This window comes from Microbacterium phyllosphaerae (genome assembly GCF_050628115.1).
GTDB classification, from domain to species: domain Bacteria; phylum Actinomycetota; class Actinomycetes; order Actinomycetales; family Microbacteriaceae; genus Microbacterium; species Microbacterium phyllosphaerae_A.
The window spans coordinates 362746-378917 of record NZ_CP192502.1 but is presented as its reverse complement, the minus strand read 5'-3'; the positions used below and the strand labels follow the sequence as shown (position 1 = coordinate 378917).

The 16172-nt window shown below is 67.1% G+C and carries 11 protein-coding genes; 6 read left to right on the top strand and 5 right to left on the bottom strand.

The features are described from left to right. Positions 1 to 21 precede the first annotated feature (21 nt). The 5 genes from ACQ4LY_RS01695 to ACQ4LY_RS01675 are packed head-to-tail and all read left to right on the top strand — an operon-like array spanning position 22 to position 5576. Positions 22 to 723: a ThuA domain-containing protein gene (locus tag ACQ4LY_RS01695; RefSeq protein WP_431074267.1), complete on the top strand. Its 702-nt coding sequence runs from the start codon at positions 22 to 24 to the stop codon at positions 721 to 723. Further along, entirely contained in the window at positions 702 to 1790 is a 1089-nt protein-coding gene (locus tag ACQ4LY_RS01690) for a Gfo/Idh/MocA family protein (RefSeq protein ID WP_431074266.1), read from the top strand. Before ACQ4LY_RS01695 ends, ACQ4LY_RS01690 begins: the two co-directional genes overlap by 22 nt. Continuing rightward, entirely contained in the window at positions 1787 to 3352 is a 1566-nt protein-coding gene (locus tag ACQ4LY_RS01685) for an alpha-N-arabinofuranosidase (RefSeq protein WP_431074265.1), read from the top strand. The genes ACQ4LY_RS01690 and ACQ4LY_RS01685 overlap by 4 nt, the downstream gene beginning before the upstream one ends. After that, entirely contained in the window at positions 3352 to 4521 is a 1170-nt protein-coding gene (locus ACQ4LY_RS01680) for a Gfo/Idh/MocA family protein (RefSeq protein WP_431075735.1), read from the top strand. The genes ACQ4LY_RS01685 and ACQ4LY_RS01680 overlap by 1 nt, the downstream gene beginning before the upstream one ends. 50 nt (positions 4522 to 4571) lie before the next feature. Then, complete coding sequence (locus ACQ4LY_RS01675) at positions 4572 to 5576, top strand: sugar phosphate isomerase/epimerase family protein (protein ID WP_431074264.1); 1005 nt, start codon at positions 4572 to 4574, stop codon at positions 5574 to 5576. Between the two features lie 79 nt (positions 5577 to 5655). Here the strand turns inward: ACQ4LY_RS01675 and ACQ4LY_RS01670 are convergent, their stop codons facing one another. Both ACQ4LY_RS01670 and ACQ4LY_RS01665 read right to left on the bottom strand, forming a co-directional pair. Further along, the gene (locus tag ACQ4LY_RS01670) at positions 5656 to 6540 is read right to left on the bottom strand and encodes an aldo/keto reductase (protein WP_431074263.1); all 885 of its coding nucleotides are present in this window, start codon (positions 6538 to 6540) and stop codon (positions 5656 to 5658) included. A gap of 85 nt (positions 6541 to 6625) precedes the next feature. Further along, a complete protein-coding gene (locus ACQ4LY_RS01665; RefSeq protein ID WP_431074262.1) occupies positions 6626 to 8269 on the bottom strand; it encodes an ABC transporter substrate-binding protein in 1644 nt (547 codons plus the stop codon). 284 nt (positions 8270 to 8553) lie between these two features. Between ACQ4LY_RS01665 and ACQ4LY_RS01660 the strand changes: the two genes are divergently transcribed. Then, on the top strand, positions 8554 to 11829 hold the full coding sequence (locus ACQ4LY_RS01660; RefSeq protein ID WP_431074261.1) for a glycoside hydrolase family 2 TIM barrel-domain containing protein: 3276 nt from the start codon (positions 8554 to 8556) through the stop codon (positions 11827 to 11829). Between the two features lie 68 nt (positions 11830 to 11897). On the opposite strand, the gene ACQ4LY_RS01655 is transcribed toward ACQ4LY_RS01660, so the two are convergent. From ACQ4LY_RS01655 to ACQ4LY_RS01645, 3 genes are read right to left on the bottom strand one after another with little or no spacing between them, the layout of a single operon-like run. Then, positions 11898 to 13994 (bottom strand): glycoside hydrolase family 36 protein, encoded by a 2097-nt coding sequence (locus tag ACQ4LY_RS01655; RefSeq protein WP_431074260.1) that lies wholly within the window; start codon positions 13992 to 13994, stop codon positions 11898 to 11900. A 2-nt stretch (positions 13995 to 13996) separates the two neighbouring features. Beyond that, the gene (locus ACQ4LY_RS01650; RefSeq protein WP_431074259.1) at positions 13997 to 14950 is read right to left on the bottom strand and encodes a carbohydrate ABC transporter permease; all 954 of its coding nucleotides are present in this window, start codon (positions 14948 to 14950) and stop codon (positions 13997 to 13999) included. Positions 14951 to 14955: 5 nt separating this feature from the next. Beyond that, positions 14956 to 15939, bottom strand: a complete 984-nt coding sequence (locus ACQ4LY_RS01645; RefSeq protein WP_431074258.1) for an ABC transporter permease — start codon at positions 15937 to 15939, stop codon at positions 14956 to 14958. Positions 15940 to 16172: the final 233 nt, after the last annotated feature.

Below are 16172 nucleotides of genomic sequence, written 5' to 3'. Positions count from 1 at the left end.
CACCTGGCCGGAGGAGACGTCATGACCGCGCGCAGAGCACTTGTGGTGCGTGGGGGCTGGGACGGGCACCGCCCTGTCGAAGCCACCGACATGTTCCTCCCGTTCCTGGCCGACAACGGTTTCGATGTGCGGGTCGAGGACTCCAACGACGTCTACGCCGACCGCGACGAGATGGATCGCACCGACCTCATCGTGCAGAGCGTGACGATGTCCGACATCTCGGACGAGGCACTGAAGGGCCTCCGCGGTGCGGTCGAGCGCGGCACGGGCCTCGCTGGGTGGCACGGCGGCATCGCCGACTCCTACCGCAACAGCTCCGATTACCTGCAGCTCGTCGGCGGCCAGTTCGCCACTCACCCCGGCAAGCACCCCGACGCGCGCGAGGGCGGCGAGGCCGACAATTTCCTCTGCTACACCGTCGACCTCACCGACCTCGGCCGGGGGCACGAGATCATGGCGGGCATCGAGGACTTCACACTCCGCACGGAGCAGTACTGGGTGCTGACCGACGACCTCAACGACGTCCTCGCCACGACCACTCACCCCGTGCAGCCGTTCCATCCCTGGCATCGACCGATCACCACGCCCGCCGTCTGGACACGCGAGTGGGGTCGGGGCCGGGTGTTCGTCGCCACACCGGGGCACAGCCTCGCCGTCCTGCGGGACACGAGCGTCCGTACCATCATCGAAAGGGGGATGCTGTGGGCGAGCCGCACGGCATAGGAATAGTGGGTCTCGGCGTCATCTCGACGCAGTACCTCGACACGCTCGGCGCGCACCCCGGCGTGCGCATCGTGGCGACCGCCGACCTCGACGCCACCAGGGCCGAGGCGGTCGCCGCCCGGTATCCGGGGTGCCGCGCGCTCAGCGTCGACGACCTCGTCTCGGACCCGTCCGTCGACACCGTGATCAATCTCACGATTCCGGCCGCGCACGCCGATGTCGCGCTCGCCGCGCTCGCCGGAGGCAAGAACGTCTTCGGGGAGAAGCCGCTCGCGGCGACGCTCGTCGACGCCCGCCGGATCATCGAGGCCGCGGGGTCGTCCTGGGTCGGCTGCGCGCCGGACACCGTGCTGGGCACCGGCGTGCAGACGGCACGTGCGGCCGTGGATGCCGGCACCATCGGACGACCCGTCGCCGCGGTGGCGGCCTGGGTCTCATCGGGGCACGAGGCGTGGCATCCGCACCCCGACTTCTACTACCGCGACGGGGGCGGGCCCCTGTTCGACATGGGGCCGTACTACCTCACGACGCTGTTCCACCTGCTCGGGCCCGTGGCCCGTGTCTCCGGGGCGTCGTCCCGCCCGAAGGCCGTGCGCACGATCGGGTCGGGCCCGCGGGCGGGGGAGGAGATCCCGGTCGAGATCGACACGCATGTGACCGGCATCCTCGAGCACATCGGCGGAGCGGTGTCGACCGTCACCTTCAGCTTCGACGGCGCGGCGACGGATGCCGCTCCGCTCGAGATCCACGGAGAGACCGGCACGCTGTCGGTGCCCGACCCGAACCTCTTCGAGGGCGTCGTCCGGCTGCGTCGGCCGGGCGAGGGCGACTGGACCCCGGTGACCGAGCGCGCCGGGTACGAGAACGCCGGCCGTGGGATCGGCATCCTCGACCGCCTCGCCACCGGCGCCGGCAGCGCACGCGGCGACATCGCCCTGCACGTGCTCGAGATCATGACGGCGCTGACGGATTCCGCGGCCAGCGGCCGACGCATCGATCTGACCACCGCTCCCGAGCGGCCGGCCCTCATCCCCTTCACCCCCGAGAACTCCTGGAGAAAGCGTTGACCATCACCACCACCACTGCGCGCGCGATCATCGACCTCGACGTGACCGGAGATCGCATCAACCGGCACATCTACGGTCACTTCGCCGAGCATCTGGGCCGCTGCATCTACGACGGCTTCTGGGTGGGCGAGGATTCCGATATCCCGAACGTGCGCGGCATCCGTCTCGACATCATCGAGGCCTTGAGGGCCCTCGACATCCCGAATCTCCGCTGGCCGGGCGGATGCTTCGCCGACACCTACCACTGGCGCGACGGCGTCGGTCCGCGCGAGCTGCGGCCGCAGATTGCGAACACCAACTGGGGCGACGTGGTGGAGAACAACCACTTCGGCACGCACGAGTTCATGGACCTCTGCGACCTGCTCGGCGCCGACGCCTACGTCAACGGCAACATCGGCAGCGGAACGGTGCAGGAGATGTCCGAGTGGGTGGAGTACCTCACCCGCGGCGACGACAGCCCGATGGCGCGGCTCCGGCGAGAGAACGGCCGGGACGAGCCGTGGAAGGTGCCGTTCTGGGGCCTCGGGAACGAGGCGTGGGGATGCGGCGGCAACATGTCGGCCGCGCACTACGCCGAAGAGGCCCGGCGCTACGCCACCTTCACCCACAACCACGGCGACAACCGGCTCACCCGCATCGCGGCCGGCGCCAACGAGGACGACCTCGACTGGACCCGCGTCCTGATGAAGACGCTCATGGAGTGTCACGGCTGTACGCTCTACGGGAACCTGCCGTATCAGGCGATCTCGTTCCACTACTACACGCACTCCGGATCGGGCATCAACACCGAGGATGCCGCCCCCTTCAGTGACGAGAAGTACTACGAGACGATGGCCTACGCCGCCGACGTCGAGCGCATCGTGCGCGGACATGTGGCCGTGATGGATTCTTACGATCCCGACAACCGCGTCTCGCTCGTGTGCGACGAGTGGGGGACCTGGTGGAACGTCGAGGAGGGTACGAACCCCGGCTTCCTGTTCCAGCAGAACACGGTGCGCGATGCGCTGGTGGCAGGAATCCACTTCGACGTCTTCCACCGTTACGCGCGACGGATCTCGATGGCGAACATCGCGCAGACGGTCAACGTGCTGCAGGCGATGGTCCTCACCGACGGCGACACGCTCGTGCTCACGCCGACGTACCACGTGTTCGAGATGAACAAGGGGCACCAGGACGCGCTGCAGCTGTCCGCACACCTGCGTCAGGTGCCGACCGCCCGCGTGCGTGGCGACGACCTCCCTCTGGTCTCCCTGTCGGCCTCAACGCGGGGCGACACTGCTCTGATCTCGCTCAGCCACCTCGCGGTCGACGCCGACTGCGCGGTGAGCATCGACCTGCGCGGCCGGGGTGCGAAAGTCAGCAGGGCCCGCGTGCTCACCGGTGACGATGCGTCGGCGTTCAACGATGCCGCGACGCCTGACCGGGTGGCCCCGCGCGCGTTCGACACCGTGCTGCGCGACGGGATGTTGACCGTGACCCTGCCGCCGCACTCCTTCGCCACGGTGGAGCTCGAACTGGGACCGGAACACCCGGCGATCGAACGAGAGGACGTGGCGTCATGATGACGACTCCGCTGCGGGTGGCCGTGATCGGTGCGGGCTTCATGGCGAGGGCGCACTCGCACGCCTGGCGCACCGCACCGCGTTTCTTCGACCTGCCGCGGGAGCCGCGGCTCTCGGTGCTCGTAGCGCGCGATGAGGCGCGTGGTCAGAAGGCGGCGGACGATTGGGGCTGGGACAGCTGGTCGGGCGACTGGCGGTCCGTGATCGAACGCGATGACATCGATGTGATCGATATCTGCACTCCGGGCGACACCCACGCGGCGATCGCGATCGCTGCTCTCCACGCCGGCAAGCATGTCCTCTGTGAGAAGCCACTCGCGAACGACCCGGCGGATGCCGCCGAGATGGTCGCCGCCGCGGATGCTGCCGCACAGCAGGGCATCGCTGCGATGTGCGGCTACAGCTACCGACGCACGCCCGCGCTCGCCTCGGCCCGCCGCCTCATCGCCGAGGGAGCCCTCGGCACCATCCGGCACGTGCGCGCCCAGTACCTGCAGGACTGGCTGAGCGACGCGGATTCCCCGCACACCTGGCGTCTCGACCGGGCCGCGGCGGGATCCGGCGCTCTCGGAGATATCGGTGCGCACAGCATCGACACCGCGCAGTGGCTGACCGGCGAGCGAATCGAAGGCGTGTCCGCGCACCTCCGCACGTTCGTGACCTCGCGCCCTCGGCGGCGCGCCGAGGTGGGTCTCGGCGGCAAGGGCGACCTGGACGCCGAGCGGCTGCCGGTCGATGTCGACGACGCGGCGGCGTTCATCGCCGGGTTCAGCGGCGGCGCGCTCGGGGTGTTCGAGGCAACGCGCATGGCGCTCGGGCACCGCAATGCCAACCGCATCGAGATCAACGGCGACCGCGGCTCGATCGCCTTCGACTTCGAGCGGATGAACGAGCTCGAGTACTACAGCGAACACGACGCCGACGACCGCCGCGGGTTCCGCACGATCCAGGCCACCGATCCCGCGCACCCCTACGCGGACGCGTGGTGGCCCACCGGCCACGGCCTCGGCTACGAGCACACATTCACGCACCAGGTCGTCGATTTCGCGCGATCGATCGACGGCACGCCCGAACCGCCGACATTCGCCGACGCGTACCAGGTGCAGCGGGTGCTCGCAGCGGTCGAGGAGAGCGCCGGCGACGAAGGCCGCTACACCCGGGTGCGCTGACGCGCATCCTCCATCCGCATCCCCGCCACGTTTCTACGAAGGAGTCGTTCATGGCACGTCCGATCACGCTTTTCACCGGTCAGTGGGCCGATCTTCCGTTCGACGAGGTCGCCAGGCTTGCAGGGGAGTGGGGGTATGACGGGTTGGAGATCGCCTGCTGGGGTGACCACATCGACGTCTCACGCTGGGACGATGAGGAGTATGTGCAGAGCCGCCGCGACATCCTCCAGCGCAACGGCCTGCAGGTGTGGGCGATCTCGAACCATCTGACCGGGCAGGCGGTGTGCGACGATCCGATCGACATGCGCCACCGCGACATCCTCTCCGACCGGGTCTGGGGCGACGGTGATCCGGAGGGCGTGCGTCAGCGGGCGGCCGAGGACCTCAAGGACACGGCGCGGTTCGCCGCGAAGCTCGGCGTCACGACCGTGAACGGCTTCACCGGGTCGAGCATCTGGAAGGCCGTGGCGATGTTCCCACCGGCGTCGGACGAGTTCGTCGCGGCCGGCTATCAGGACTTCGCCGACCGGTGGAATCCGATCCTCGATGTGTTCGAGGAAGTGGGTGTGCGGTTCGCGCTCGAGGTGCACCCGTCCGAGATCGCCTACGACTACTGGACAGCGAAGGCGACGCTCGACGCGATCGGCCACCGCAAGAGCTTCGGGTTCAACTTCGACCCCTCGCACTTCGTCTGGCAGCAGCTCGACTCGGTCGCATTCGTCCTCGATTTCGCGGGTCACATCTTCCATGTGCACGTGAAGGAATCGATCACGAACCTCGACGGCCGCAATGGGGTGCTCGGCTCGCACCTGCCGTGGGTGAACCCGCGGCGGGGGTGGACGTTCGTGTCTACCGGGCACGGTGCCGTGAAATGGGAGCCGCTGTTCCGCGCGCTGAACGCGATCGGGTACACGGGTCCGACGAGTGTGGAGTGGGAGGATGCCGGGATGGATCGTCTGCACGGCGCCCCCGAGGCGCTCGCCTTCGTGCAGAAGCTCGCTGCGATCACCCCGCCGGATGCCGCCTTCGACGCAGCCTTCTCCACCAAGCCATGAACGCCTGCTGAAACCCGAGGACGCCCGCTGAGCGCTGTGCGCTGAGCAGGCGTCCTCTGCGGTGTGCAGGCTGCGGGACTCAGACCCGGTCGAGGGTGGCCACCTCGTCGATGGTCAGCTCGAGGTCGGCGGCTGCGGCGGAGTCGATGACCGACTGCGGCCGCTTGGCCCCCGGAATCGGGATGACCACCGGCGATTGCGCCAGCTCCCAGGCCAGCGCCACCTGCTGGGCGCTCACGCCGCGGGCCTCGGCCACCTGCTGGAAGGCCGGGTGGCGCTCGGCCAGCTCCTTAGCATCCGACAGCCCGCCGAGCGGGCTCCAGGCCAGGAAGGCCAGACCCAGTTCGTCGCAGACGTCGATCTCAGGTCGGCTGCTGCGGAACTTCGGGCTGAACTGGTTCTGCACGCTGACCAGGCTGTCCCCCAGCGCCGCGTGCGCGGCCCGGATCTGCGCAGGGTCCGCGTTGGAGATCCCGATCATCCGCACCTTGTCGCTGGCGGCGATCTCGGAGAGTGCGCCGATCGTCTCCGAATAGTCGATCGTGGCGTCGGGGCGGTGGTGCTGCCAGAGCGTGATCTGCTCGACTCCGAGCCGGGACAGACTGGCATCGACCGCGCGGTGCAGGTGCTCGGGTCGGCCATCGTGATCCCAGCCGCCACCCTCGATGCGGAACGCACCGCCCTTGGTGGCGAGGAGAACGCGATCGCGGACGCCCAGCTCGTCGAGGATCGAGGCGATGAGCCTCTCGTTCTCGCCCTGCGCCTCGGCACCCAGCTCACCGCCGGGGCCATAGGCATCGGCGGTGTCGAAGAGGGTGACGCCTGCGTCGAGCGCGGCGCGCACGGTGTCGAGCAGCTGTGGTCTGGGCTGATGGCCGGTCTGGTCGAAGGTCATCAGGCCGAGGCCGATCGCTCCGACCTCGGTGCGGCCGACGGTGTCGTTGCCGAGTGTGCGTGTGTGCATGAGTGAATCCTTTCGGGGTGGGGTGGAATGAGCGAATCGGGGGGCGAAGCTTGCGCCTCGCCCCCCGATTCGGAAATACTCCGGGTCAGCTCGCGTCGTACGCGTTCTGCCAGATCTCCAGGTAGCGGTCGACGCCCAGACCCTGGAGTCCGTCCAGGTAGCCCTTCCAGTCGCCGTCGTCGTTGGGGTCGCGCACTCCGGTGACGAACTCGGCGGTCGATGTCGCCACGTTGCTCTCGATGTTGGCGGTCAGTGTGGACAGTTCATTGCCTTCCTCGACGGGGACCCAGAGATCCCAGTACGGGAACATCGCGTCGGAGTCCTTACCGTCGTAGAGTTCGGTCGCCTCGAAGAGTCGACGCTCGAAGCCGGGCTGCGTGTTGATGTCGAGTGGTGCCACCTGTGCGTTGCGGAACTCCCTCGTCTCGAACACCTGGGCCATCGGTCCCCAGCTGCCGTTGTAGTCGGCTTCGTTCTCTTCATCCACCAGGATGTCGAAGAAGGTCGCTTCGAGGTCGGAGTCGAGGGCGATCTCGTCCTCCTCCGCTGCGCGCCAGCCGATGTCCTGCTCGCCGAACTCGCCGCGCATGTGGCCTTCCTCGGTGAAGAGGTAGTCCATCATCTCCATGATCACCTTCTGCTCCGTCTCGTCGGCGGCCTTCGTGACGACGAAGGTGGCACCGGGGATGCTCGGCAGCTGATATGTCGCATTCGCACCGCCGGGTCCCTCGAGCGGCGCGATCGGGAAGTACTGGTTGTCGCGACCGTCTTCCTGACCGATGCTCACGAAGATGCCGGAGTGGATGGCCGTGGCGCCGCCGACGATCACTGCTTCGGCGTTGTTGCCCGTGCCCTGCATGGTGTCGTCACCCTGGGAGAATGCCGCCGGATCGATGAGGCCTGCTTCCCACATCTTGTTGAGGAACGCCAGTCCCTCCCGCCATCCGTCCTGCATCGTCTGCATCTGGACGGTGTCCCCATCGAGTCCGAGCGAGATGGGCTGCCCGTTCGCGCCGGCTCCGGTGTTGAAGGAGTTGGAGACGAACGCGTTCATGATGAACGGCACGATCGACCACTGCGAGCTGCCGGTGATCGGGATCTCGTCCGCGACACCGTTGCCGTTGGGGTCTTCCGTCTTGAACGCCATCATGACGTCGAAGAACTCATCGGGGGTCGTCGGCTCGTCGAGCCCGAGCGTGGTCAGCCACTCCTGGTTGATCCAGAACTTGTACGGATAGGAGCAGTGGTAGCAGTCGTTCCACTGCGGAAGGCCCCAGATCTTGCCGTCGGGTGCGGTGGCGAGCGACTCGAAGCCGGGCTCGGCGGCGAGGGCGTCGGCGATGTTCGGTGCGTACTCGTCGATGAGGTCGTTCAGCGGGAGGATCACGCCCTGGTCGCCGTAGCGCTGCAGCTCCGCCTTGTTGAACTGCGACGCCCACGGGACGAGCATGTACGCCTCGGGCAGGTCGCCGCCGGCCAGGGAGACCTGGCGGGCCTCGTTCGCCGCTCCCGATTCGTAGCCGGTCGTCTCGAACTGGATGTCGACGTCGAACTTCTCCTCCATGAGGAGGGTGAACGAGTTGGTGTTCAGATCCATCTGCCCGCCCTGCTCGCCGAAGATGGTGATGACCTTCTGGTCGTCCTCCGAGCTGGGGGAACAGGCGACCATAGCGGTGGCCAGAACCGCGACCGCCGCGACGCCGGCGACCGAGCGACGGCGGTGTCGCATCGTGTCGGATAGGTGTTGTCTGGACAATGTCTTGCCTCTCTGTGGTGGGTACGGCATCGCCGAGGAGTCGATGACCCTCAGCGGAGATGTGGCGACGATCAGGTGCCGGAGCATCAACGGCATCAAGAGATGGCTGCGGCTCTGCAGGCATGTCTTCACGGTAAACGTCTGATCATTCGGTGTCAATACAGAGATTATGGCGCCGTTCGTGCGAGCGCGCTAGGCTAAACATCTAATGACTTACGGCTCGCGCAAGGGCGCGTCGACACCGCAGAGGACCCATGATGACGAACGCACCGGAGTGGAACGATCCCGCCGTCTACGAATGGGGGACCGAGCCCGCTCACGCCGCGCTCATGCCCTATGAGACGCACGCGCAGGCGCTGGAGGCCGATCGGCTCGACTCCCCCTATCGCCTGAGCCTCGACGGCGACTGGAAGTTCCTCTGGTCGGAGAATCCCGCGGTGAGGATGCTCGACTTCGCCGGCGACGGTGTCGATGACTCGGGGTGGGACACGATCCCGGTCCCGTCCTCGTGGCAGCTGCACGGCTACGACTTCCCCATCGGCACCAACACGGTCCTGCCGTGGACCGGAGCCAACGGGAGAGGGGAGCAGCCCGATCCGCACGGCGACTACCCGCATGCGCCGACCGCGTACAACCCGGTCGGTCAGTACCGCACGACCTTCGAACTGCCGGAGGGATGGGCGCCGCGCCGCACCTTCCTTCGGTTCGACGGTGTGGAATCCGCCTACTACGTGTGGATCAACGGCCAGAAGATCGGGTACCGCGAAGACAGCTACACCCTCGGCGAATTCGACATCACGGCCCACCTCCGCCCTGGGCGCAACCTGGTGGCGGTGGAGGTCTATCGCTGGAGCACCGGTTCCTACCTGGAGAACCAGGACAACGTGCGGCTCTCCGGCATCTTCCGCAGTGTGTCCCTGATCTCCCGATCGCCGGTGCTGATCCGCGACTTCACCGTCCGCACTCCGCTGAACGACGCGTTCACCGACGCCCTGCTCGATGTGTCGGCAGACATCCGCGACTACGCGGGTGAGAGCGTCGGGCTCGAGCACCGCTTTCGGGCGCGTCTCTTCGACGGCACCGGGCCGTCGGCGGCCGAGGTGTGGACAGAGGTCACCATCGTGCGGCTCGCCGGCCCGGGGGTCGATTCCCGCGTCAGCCTGTCGGCGCCGGTTCATCACCCGCGTCTGTGGTCGGCCGAGCATCCGGAACTCTACACACTGGTCCTCGAACTGTGCGACGAGACCGGAGCAGTCGTCGAGCGCGTCTCCACCCGCGTCGGCTTCCGCCGGGTCGAGATCGTCGACGGCGCTCTTCTGCTCAACGGTCGACCGCTGTCCATCCGCGGCGTCAACCGGCACGAGTGGAACCCGCGGACCGGGCGCACGCTCTCCCGTGAAGACATGATCGCCGACATCCGGCTCATGAAGCAGTCCAACATCAACGCCGTGCGCACCTCTCACTACCCGAACGACCCTCGCTGGTACGAACTCGCCGATGCCTACGGGCTGTACCTCTTCGACGAAGCCAACAACGAGACCCATATCAACAGCGTCGATGCAGAGGGCAAGCCCAACATCCCCGGGAACCGCCCGGAACTGCGGGACCCGCTGCTGTGGCGGATGCGGAACGTGGTCGAGAGGGACAAGAACCACGCGTGCGTCATCGCCTGGTCGATCGGCAACGAATCCGGTGTCGGTTCCAATCTGAAGGCCATGTACGACTGGGCGAAGGAACATGACCCGACCCGTCCGGTCAGCTACCAGGACCCGACCGGCTCCGGGACGCCGATCGTCCCGACGGAGCTCTCCGACTTCGACGGCGACTTCTATCCGCCGACCGGCCAGCTGATCACGCGCTCGCAACGCGACCCCAGGCCGTATCTGCTCATCGAGTACGCCTTCGGGCAGGGGAACGCCTCCGGCTACCTCGACGAGTACTGGACTGCCATTCGAGAGCACCCGGGGCAGGTGTACGGCGGCTTCCTCTGGGATTGGGCCGACAAGGGCCTGTGGTGGCCGACGCCGGGAAACCCGGAGGTCGAGTTCATCGCGTATGGCGGGGATTGGGGCGACGACCCGAATGAGGAGAGTGCGCACATGAGCGGGTTGACGCTCGCCGATCGCACTCCCACGGCCAAGCTCGCGGAAGCGAAGCTCGCCTACCAGCCGGTCAGCATCACAGGCCTCGCCGTGCCCACCGGGCGCATCACGATCTCCAATGAGTACCTGTTCACGGATCTGGAGGGCCACACTCTCGAGTGGTCGCTGACCGAAGACGGGATCACGCTGCAGCAGGGAACCGTGCCGCGGGCAGAGCTGGCCATCGGCCCGGGGGAGAGTTCCGAGGTCACGCTTCCGCTCGAACTTCCCGAGAGTCTTCGCCCGGGCGCGGAGTACCGGCTGGACGTCGCGCTCACGCTCTCCGAAGACGCACCGTGGGCCGAGCGTGGCCATATCGTCGCCCATGCACAGTTCGACATCCCGCTCGTGGCTCCCGAGGCGGCGCACGTCGCCGCCGAGGATCTTCCGCCCGTCGAGGTGGTCGAAGAGGCCGGCTCGGTCCACGTCAGCGGCGACAGGTTCGATGCCGTGATCTCCTGCGAGACGGGGCGCCTCACGTCGCTGGTGTACGACGGGCGCGAAGTGCTCGCCGGCGACCTGATGCCGAACTTCTGGCGCACGCCGAACGATTCGGAGCTGGCGATCCCCGACATCCGATTGAAGCGTCCGGAGCCGTCCCTGCCGTGGCGCGGCGTCGGCGAGGACTGGGCCATCGACGAGGTCGAGGTGCGGCCGATGACCGGGGCTGTGCGGATCACGGTCCGTGGCTCCGTCACCACGAAGGTGCCCTTCCGTCCGAGCGATCAGATCACCACCTCGCCGCAGTCGATCGTCTACACGATCCACGGCAACGGACAGGTCGATGTCTTGACGACGTTCGAGCCTGTGGCGGGCGCGCCCAATCCGCAGGTGATCGGCACCACGCTCGGACTCCGGCAGGAGCTCGACACCGTCCACTGGTACGGCCGCGGGCCGTGGGAGTCGACGGCTGACCGACGGTCCTCCGCGTTCTTCGGGCGGTACTCCGGCTCCGTCGCGGAGCAGGTCACCCGCTACAGCCGCCCTCAGGATTCGGCGAACAAGGCCGACACCCGCTGGGCGGCGGTCACGGATCACGACGGCGCGGGCGTGCTCTTCGTCGCCGGCGGGAGCATGTTCTTCAACGCGCAGCCGAACAGCCCGGCTGAGCTCGCGGACCGTCGCCACTGGCACGAGGTTCCGGCGTCGAACCGGACGGTGGTCCGCGTGGACGCGGCGCAGGAGGGCATGCACGGCGGCAACTGGGACGTCATGACGCGGCCCGACAGGTTCAGCAACACTCCAGCCAAGGGCCCGTATCGACACCTCTATCGGATGCTGCCGCTGCGCGCAGGGGATGACCCCGGTGACGCGGCCGGGAAGTTCGTCGCGACCGACCTGGCCCACGCGCCCGCTCTCGCTCCGCATCCGAGCCCGGTCGTCGACGCCTAGACAGGACTCCTGAAACACCGGGTGGATCGCCTCAGCTGAGGCGATCCACCCGAGACGGGGCTCGGCGGCTACGCGCGCCGCAGGTGGAACGTCCGCGCCGCAGGCTCGTCGGGGAGCTCGATCACGAGTTCGCCGACGTCGGCATCCCACACCACTCGCGTCGGGAAGTCCTTCGGGAACACGATCTCCACGTCGAGCTCGCGCCCCGTGTGCCCCGGGAGCGGGACCCACACGGTGCGGGGACCGGAACGGCGCCAGACGGTGAGTAGTTCGCCCGCGTCGTCGCGCATGCCGAGGGCGACGACGGGGTCATGCCAGCCGGGCAGGCCGAGGGGCCAGAAAGGCACGGCCGCCGGGAGTCGGTCACGCGTCTCGCGGTACGCAGCCAGCCCCGCCCGCACCAGCGCCATCTGCGGCGGCGAGAGAAGGTCGAGCCGACCGCCGAGATGCACGCGTCCCAGCAGGGTGTTCGCGAGCGAGAAGGCGATCCGCTCGTCGGACCACGACGGGTCGGGGTACGCCCACACGGCCCCCTGTTCGGGAGTGACAGCCGTGGGTGCCGCCGCCGCGATCGCCGCGGTGAACAGCGGATCCTGGTTGTCGCTCGTCGACTGCACGGGGTGCACCGCGAGGGTCGCCGCATCCATCCGCTGCCCGCCGCTCGCACAGCTCTCGATGACGAGTCCGGGGTGCCGGTCCATGAGACTTCGCACCCAGTTCAGCAGCACCTGCTGGTGGCGGAGCTGCCCGTCGCCGGGGCTGTCGGCGTCGACGTCGGTGCCCTGCGTGACATCCATGTTGTAGTCGAACTTCAGGTAGCCGAGGCCCAGGTCGGTGATGAGCCGCTCGACCGCGCCGTCGATGTGGGCGAGTGCGGCCGGATGCCGGAGGTCCAGCTGCACTCGACCGGACTCGATGACCGGCCGTCCGTCGCGCTGGAAGAAGGCCTCCGGCGGCAGAGCCGCGGCGACGGGGCTCGACACCGAGACAACTTCGGGTTCGAGCCAGAGACCCGGCACCATGCCGGCGTCGCGCATTCGATCCGTCATCGCGTGAAGGCCGTCGGGGAACCGGCGGCGCGACGGCTCCCACGACCCGAGGTCGTTCCACCAGGTCGCCCCGTCGGTGTACCAGCCCGAGTCCATGCAGTAGATCTCCGCGCCCGCACGGTGGGCGGCGTCGATGAACGGCGGGATGTTCTCGCTCGTGGGGTCGCCCATGAGGGCGTTCATGTAGTCGTTCACGATCACCGGCAGCGCCTCGTTGTCGGAGTGTGGCCGACGCATGCGGCGCCGCGCGCGGGTGAGAGCTCCGAACAGCGCGTCGTCATCCCCGGCGAGGACGATGGTCGTCGGCACGGAGCAGAACCGCTCGCCGGGCGCGAGGCGGCGCATCCACGCAGCGCTCTGGTCCGTCGGCCCGCTCGCCACGAGGTACAGCGCTCCGCCCTGATCGCCCAGCTCCCAGCGCCAGGCTCCGTTGTGCTCCACCTGCCACAGCATGGATCGAGACTGATCCCGGGCTCGCAGCATGCCCATAGGCAGGTGACCGCCGGTCGACCAGCTTCCGCGCTGCCCGATGGCGAACGACGCGCGGGAGCTGGTGATGCCCCACTGGTCGAGTCCCGCGTCGTCGAGTCCGAGCTCAGCCGGGAGGCGACGCTGCCAGACCATCTCGCGGAACCAGGTGTTGTGCGCGAAGCCGACCTCGTGGTCGAGCCACCAGTTCGAGCCCGGTGCCGAGATACCGCCGAGTGCGACCGACGAGACCGCGCGGAGCTCGACGGGATCTGCGCCAGCGACCACCTCGGTCTCGCATCGCGCGACCGACAGGTCCGGCCAGCTCGACCATCGTGAGATCACGCTGATGTTCGTCACCGGGTCCTGCGAGGTCACCTCGAGATGCGCCATCCCGTCTTCGTGCCACTCCCGGTGGCCGACGAAACGCAGTCGACGCCCCGCGGCGCTGCCCATCAGACGCTCCGACGAGGAGACTCCAGAACCCTCGCCGCCGAGGTGGATCTCGGCGATCGGCAGAGCGGATGCCGGATCGGGAGTGCTCTCGTCGCCGACCCGCGCGAGGCGCCAGACCGTCGGCGGTCCGTCGTCCGGCATCGAGACGTCGAGCTCGATGGCGCCAGGACGCCAGGTGATCTGCTCGCCCACGGTCACCCCTTGACGGCCCCGATCAGGATCCCCTTGTTGAAGAAGCGGGCGACGAACGGATACACGAGCATGACCGGCACCGTCGAGATGACGATGAGCGAGTACTTCATCAGGTCGGCGAGCTGTTGCCGCTCCATGGCTGCGGCCGCGTCGAGGCCGGGGGCGGCCTGATTGAGGATCAGCACGTTGCGGAGCACGAGTTGGAGGGGGAAGAGATCCGGATTGCGCAGATAGAGCAGTGCGTCGAAGTAGGAATTCCACTGGAAGATCGCGTACATCAACGCGATCACCGCGAGCAGCGGTTTGGACAACGGCAGCACCGTAGAGAAGAGGAAGCGCAGATCGCTCGCACCGTCCAGCTGTGCCGCTTCGTAGAGTTCGTCGGGGATCGACGACCGGAAGAACGCGACGGCGATGATCACCTGCCAGACGCCGATCGCCTGCGGGAGGATGATGGCCCATCGGGTGTCGAGGAGGCCGAGGTTCTGCACGACGAGATACATCGGGATGATGCCGCCGGCGAACAACATCGTGAACACCACGAAGACCGTGATGCCGCGTCGGCCCCAGAAGTCCTGTCGGGACAGCGGATAGGCGATCGCGACCGTGAGCGCGAGGCTGATCGCGGTGCCCGCGATCGTGTAGAACAGCGAGTTGCCGAATCCGGTGAGGATCGAGCTGTCGCTGAGCGCGCGCTGATAGCCCTCGAGCGTGAAGTCGATCGGCCAGAAGGTGACCTGGCCCGACGAGACCGCAAGCGGATCGCTGAAGGAGCTGGCGAGGATGTAGACGAGGGGCAGCAGCACCACGAGCAGGAAGGTGGTGAGCAGGATGTACACGCCTGCCATGAACCACCGGTCGACCACCGGCTCTTTGATGCGCGTCGGCGTGAAGTCGTTGCGCGACCTCGGGAGACGCGACTTCCTGCCGGCCTCGCCGGAGGTCTTCTTCAGCATCGTGTTCACCACAGTCCGTTTCCTGTCAGTCGTTTCACGATCGCGTTCACACCGAGCAGCAGTCCGAGGTTGATCACGCCGTTGAACAGTCCGATCGCCGCCGCCTGGCTGAAGTCGGCGCTGAGTAGACCGACCTTGTACGTATAGGTCGCGATGATCTCGGACTGCGAGATGTTGAGACTGTTCTGCAGCAGATAGGCCTTCTCGAAGCCGATCGCCATGACGTTGCCGACGCCGAGGACGAGCACGATCATCGCGGTGGGCATGATGCCCGGTAGATCGACGTTGCGGATCTTCTGCCAGCGGGTGGCGCCGTCGACCCGCGCGGCTTCGTAGAGCGTGGGATCGATGCCCGCGAGGGCCGCCAGATAGATGACGGCGGAATAGCCCATCGTCTGCCAGATGTCGCTGAAGACGTAGATGTGACGGAAGAACTCCGGGTCGCTCAGAAAGTCGATGGATCCCAAGCCGAAGAACTGGGTCACGTGGCCGGCGATGCCCAGCCGTGGTGACAGGAAGAGGATCGTCATCGAGACGACGACGACCGTCGAGATGAAATACGGGGCGTAAGTGACCATCTGCACGGTGTTCTTGAAGAACCGCAGGCGGACTTCGTTCAGCGCGAGCGCGAGGATGATCGGGATCGGGAAGCTCGCCAGGACGACGTACGCGGAGAGGATGAAGGTGTTGCGGAGCACCGGCCAGAACATCGGGTTGTTGAAGAAGCGCTCGAAGTGCTTCACTCCGGCCCAATCACTTCCCCAGACGCCGTCTATAACGTTGTAATCCTTGAACGCGATGATGGCGTTCGCCATCGGGATGTACTTGAAGATGACGAAGTAGGCGATCGGGACCAGTATCAGCAGGTAGAGCTGCCAATGCCGGCGCCAGCTGCGCTTGAGTCCGCGGAACCCGCGGGAGTTGCGCCGGTCGCGGAGCTTGCGGGTGACGCCGCCGACATCGAGGCCGACACCGGGCGGGCTCACCATGAGGACCTCGCGAGGCGGGCGGAAGTGGGACGGGGAGGGGAACCGGCGATCAACCTCGGGCGGATGTTCATCTGGCTTCCTCTCTGCTTCGATGCAGGCACACTTCACGATAAACGTCAGATCAATCTGTGTCAATTACCGCCAAGGGTCACGATTTCTCGCAGGATGCTTGTCGATTGATTGAATCTTTCGGTCCGATAAGCGGTAGTGCGGTACCGAGGGGAATATTCGTC

What these genes read in the sequence shown, in the direction of transcription:
- ACQ4LY_RS01695 (WP_431074267.1), top strand. Translation starts at nt 22, where the DNA reads ATGACCGCGCGCAGAGCACTTGTGGTGCGTGGGGGCTGGGACGGGCAC.
- ACQ4LY_RS01675 (WP_431074264.1), top strand. Translation starts at nt 4,572, where the DNA reads ATGGCACGTCCGATCACGCTTTTCACCGGTCAGTGGGCCGATCTTCCG.
- ACQ4LY_RS01660 (WP_431074261.1), top strand. Translation starts at nt 8,554, where the DNA reads ATGACGAACGCACCGGAGTGGAACGATCCCGCCGTCTACGAATGGGGG.
- ACQ4LY_RS01670 (WP_431074263.1), bottom strand. Translation starts at nt 6,540, where the DNA reads ATGCACACACGCACACTCGGCAACGACACCGTCGGCCGCACCGAGGTC.
- ACQ4LY_RS01665 (WP_431074262.1), bottom strand. Translation starts at nt 8,269, where the DNA reads ATGCGACACCGCCGTCGCTCGGTCGCCGGCGTCGCGGCGGTCGCGGTT.
- ACQ4LY_RS01650 (WP_431074259.1), bottom strand. Translation starts at nt 14,950, where the DNA reads ATGCTGAAGAAGACCTCCGGCGAGGCCGGCAGGAAGTCGCGTCTCCCG.
- ACQ4LY_RS01680 (WP_431075735.1), top strand. Translation starts at nt 3,352, where the DNA reads ATGACGACTCCGCTGCGGGTGGCCGTGATCGGTGCGGGCTTCATGGCG.
- ACQ4LY_RS01645 (WP_431074258.1), bottom strand. Translation starts at nt 15,939, where the DNA reads ATGGTGAGCCCGCCCGGTGTCGGCCTCGATGTCGGCGGCGTCACCCGC.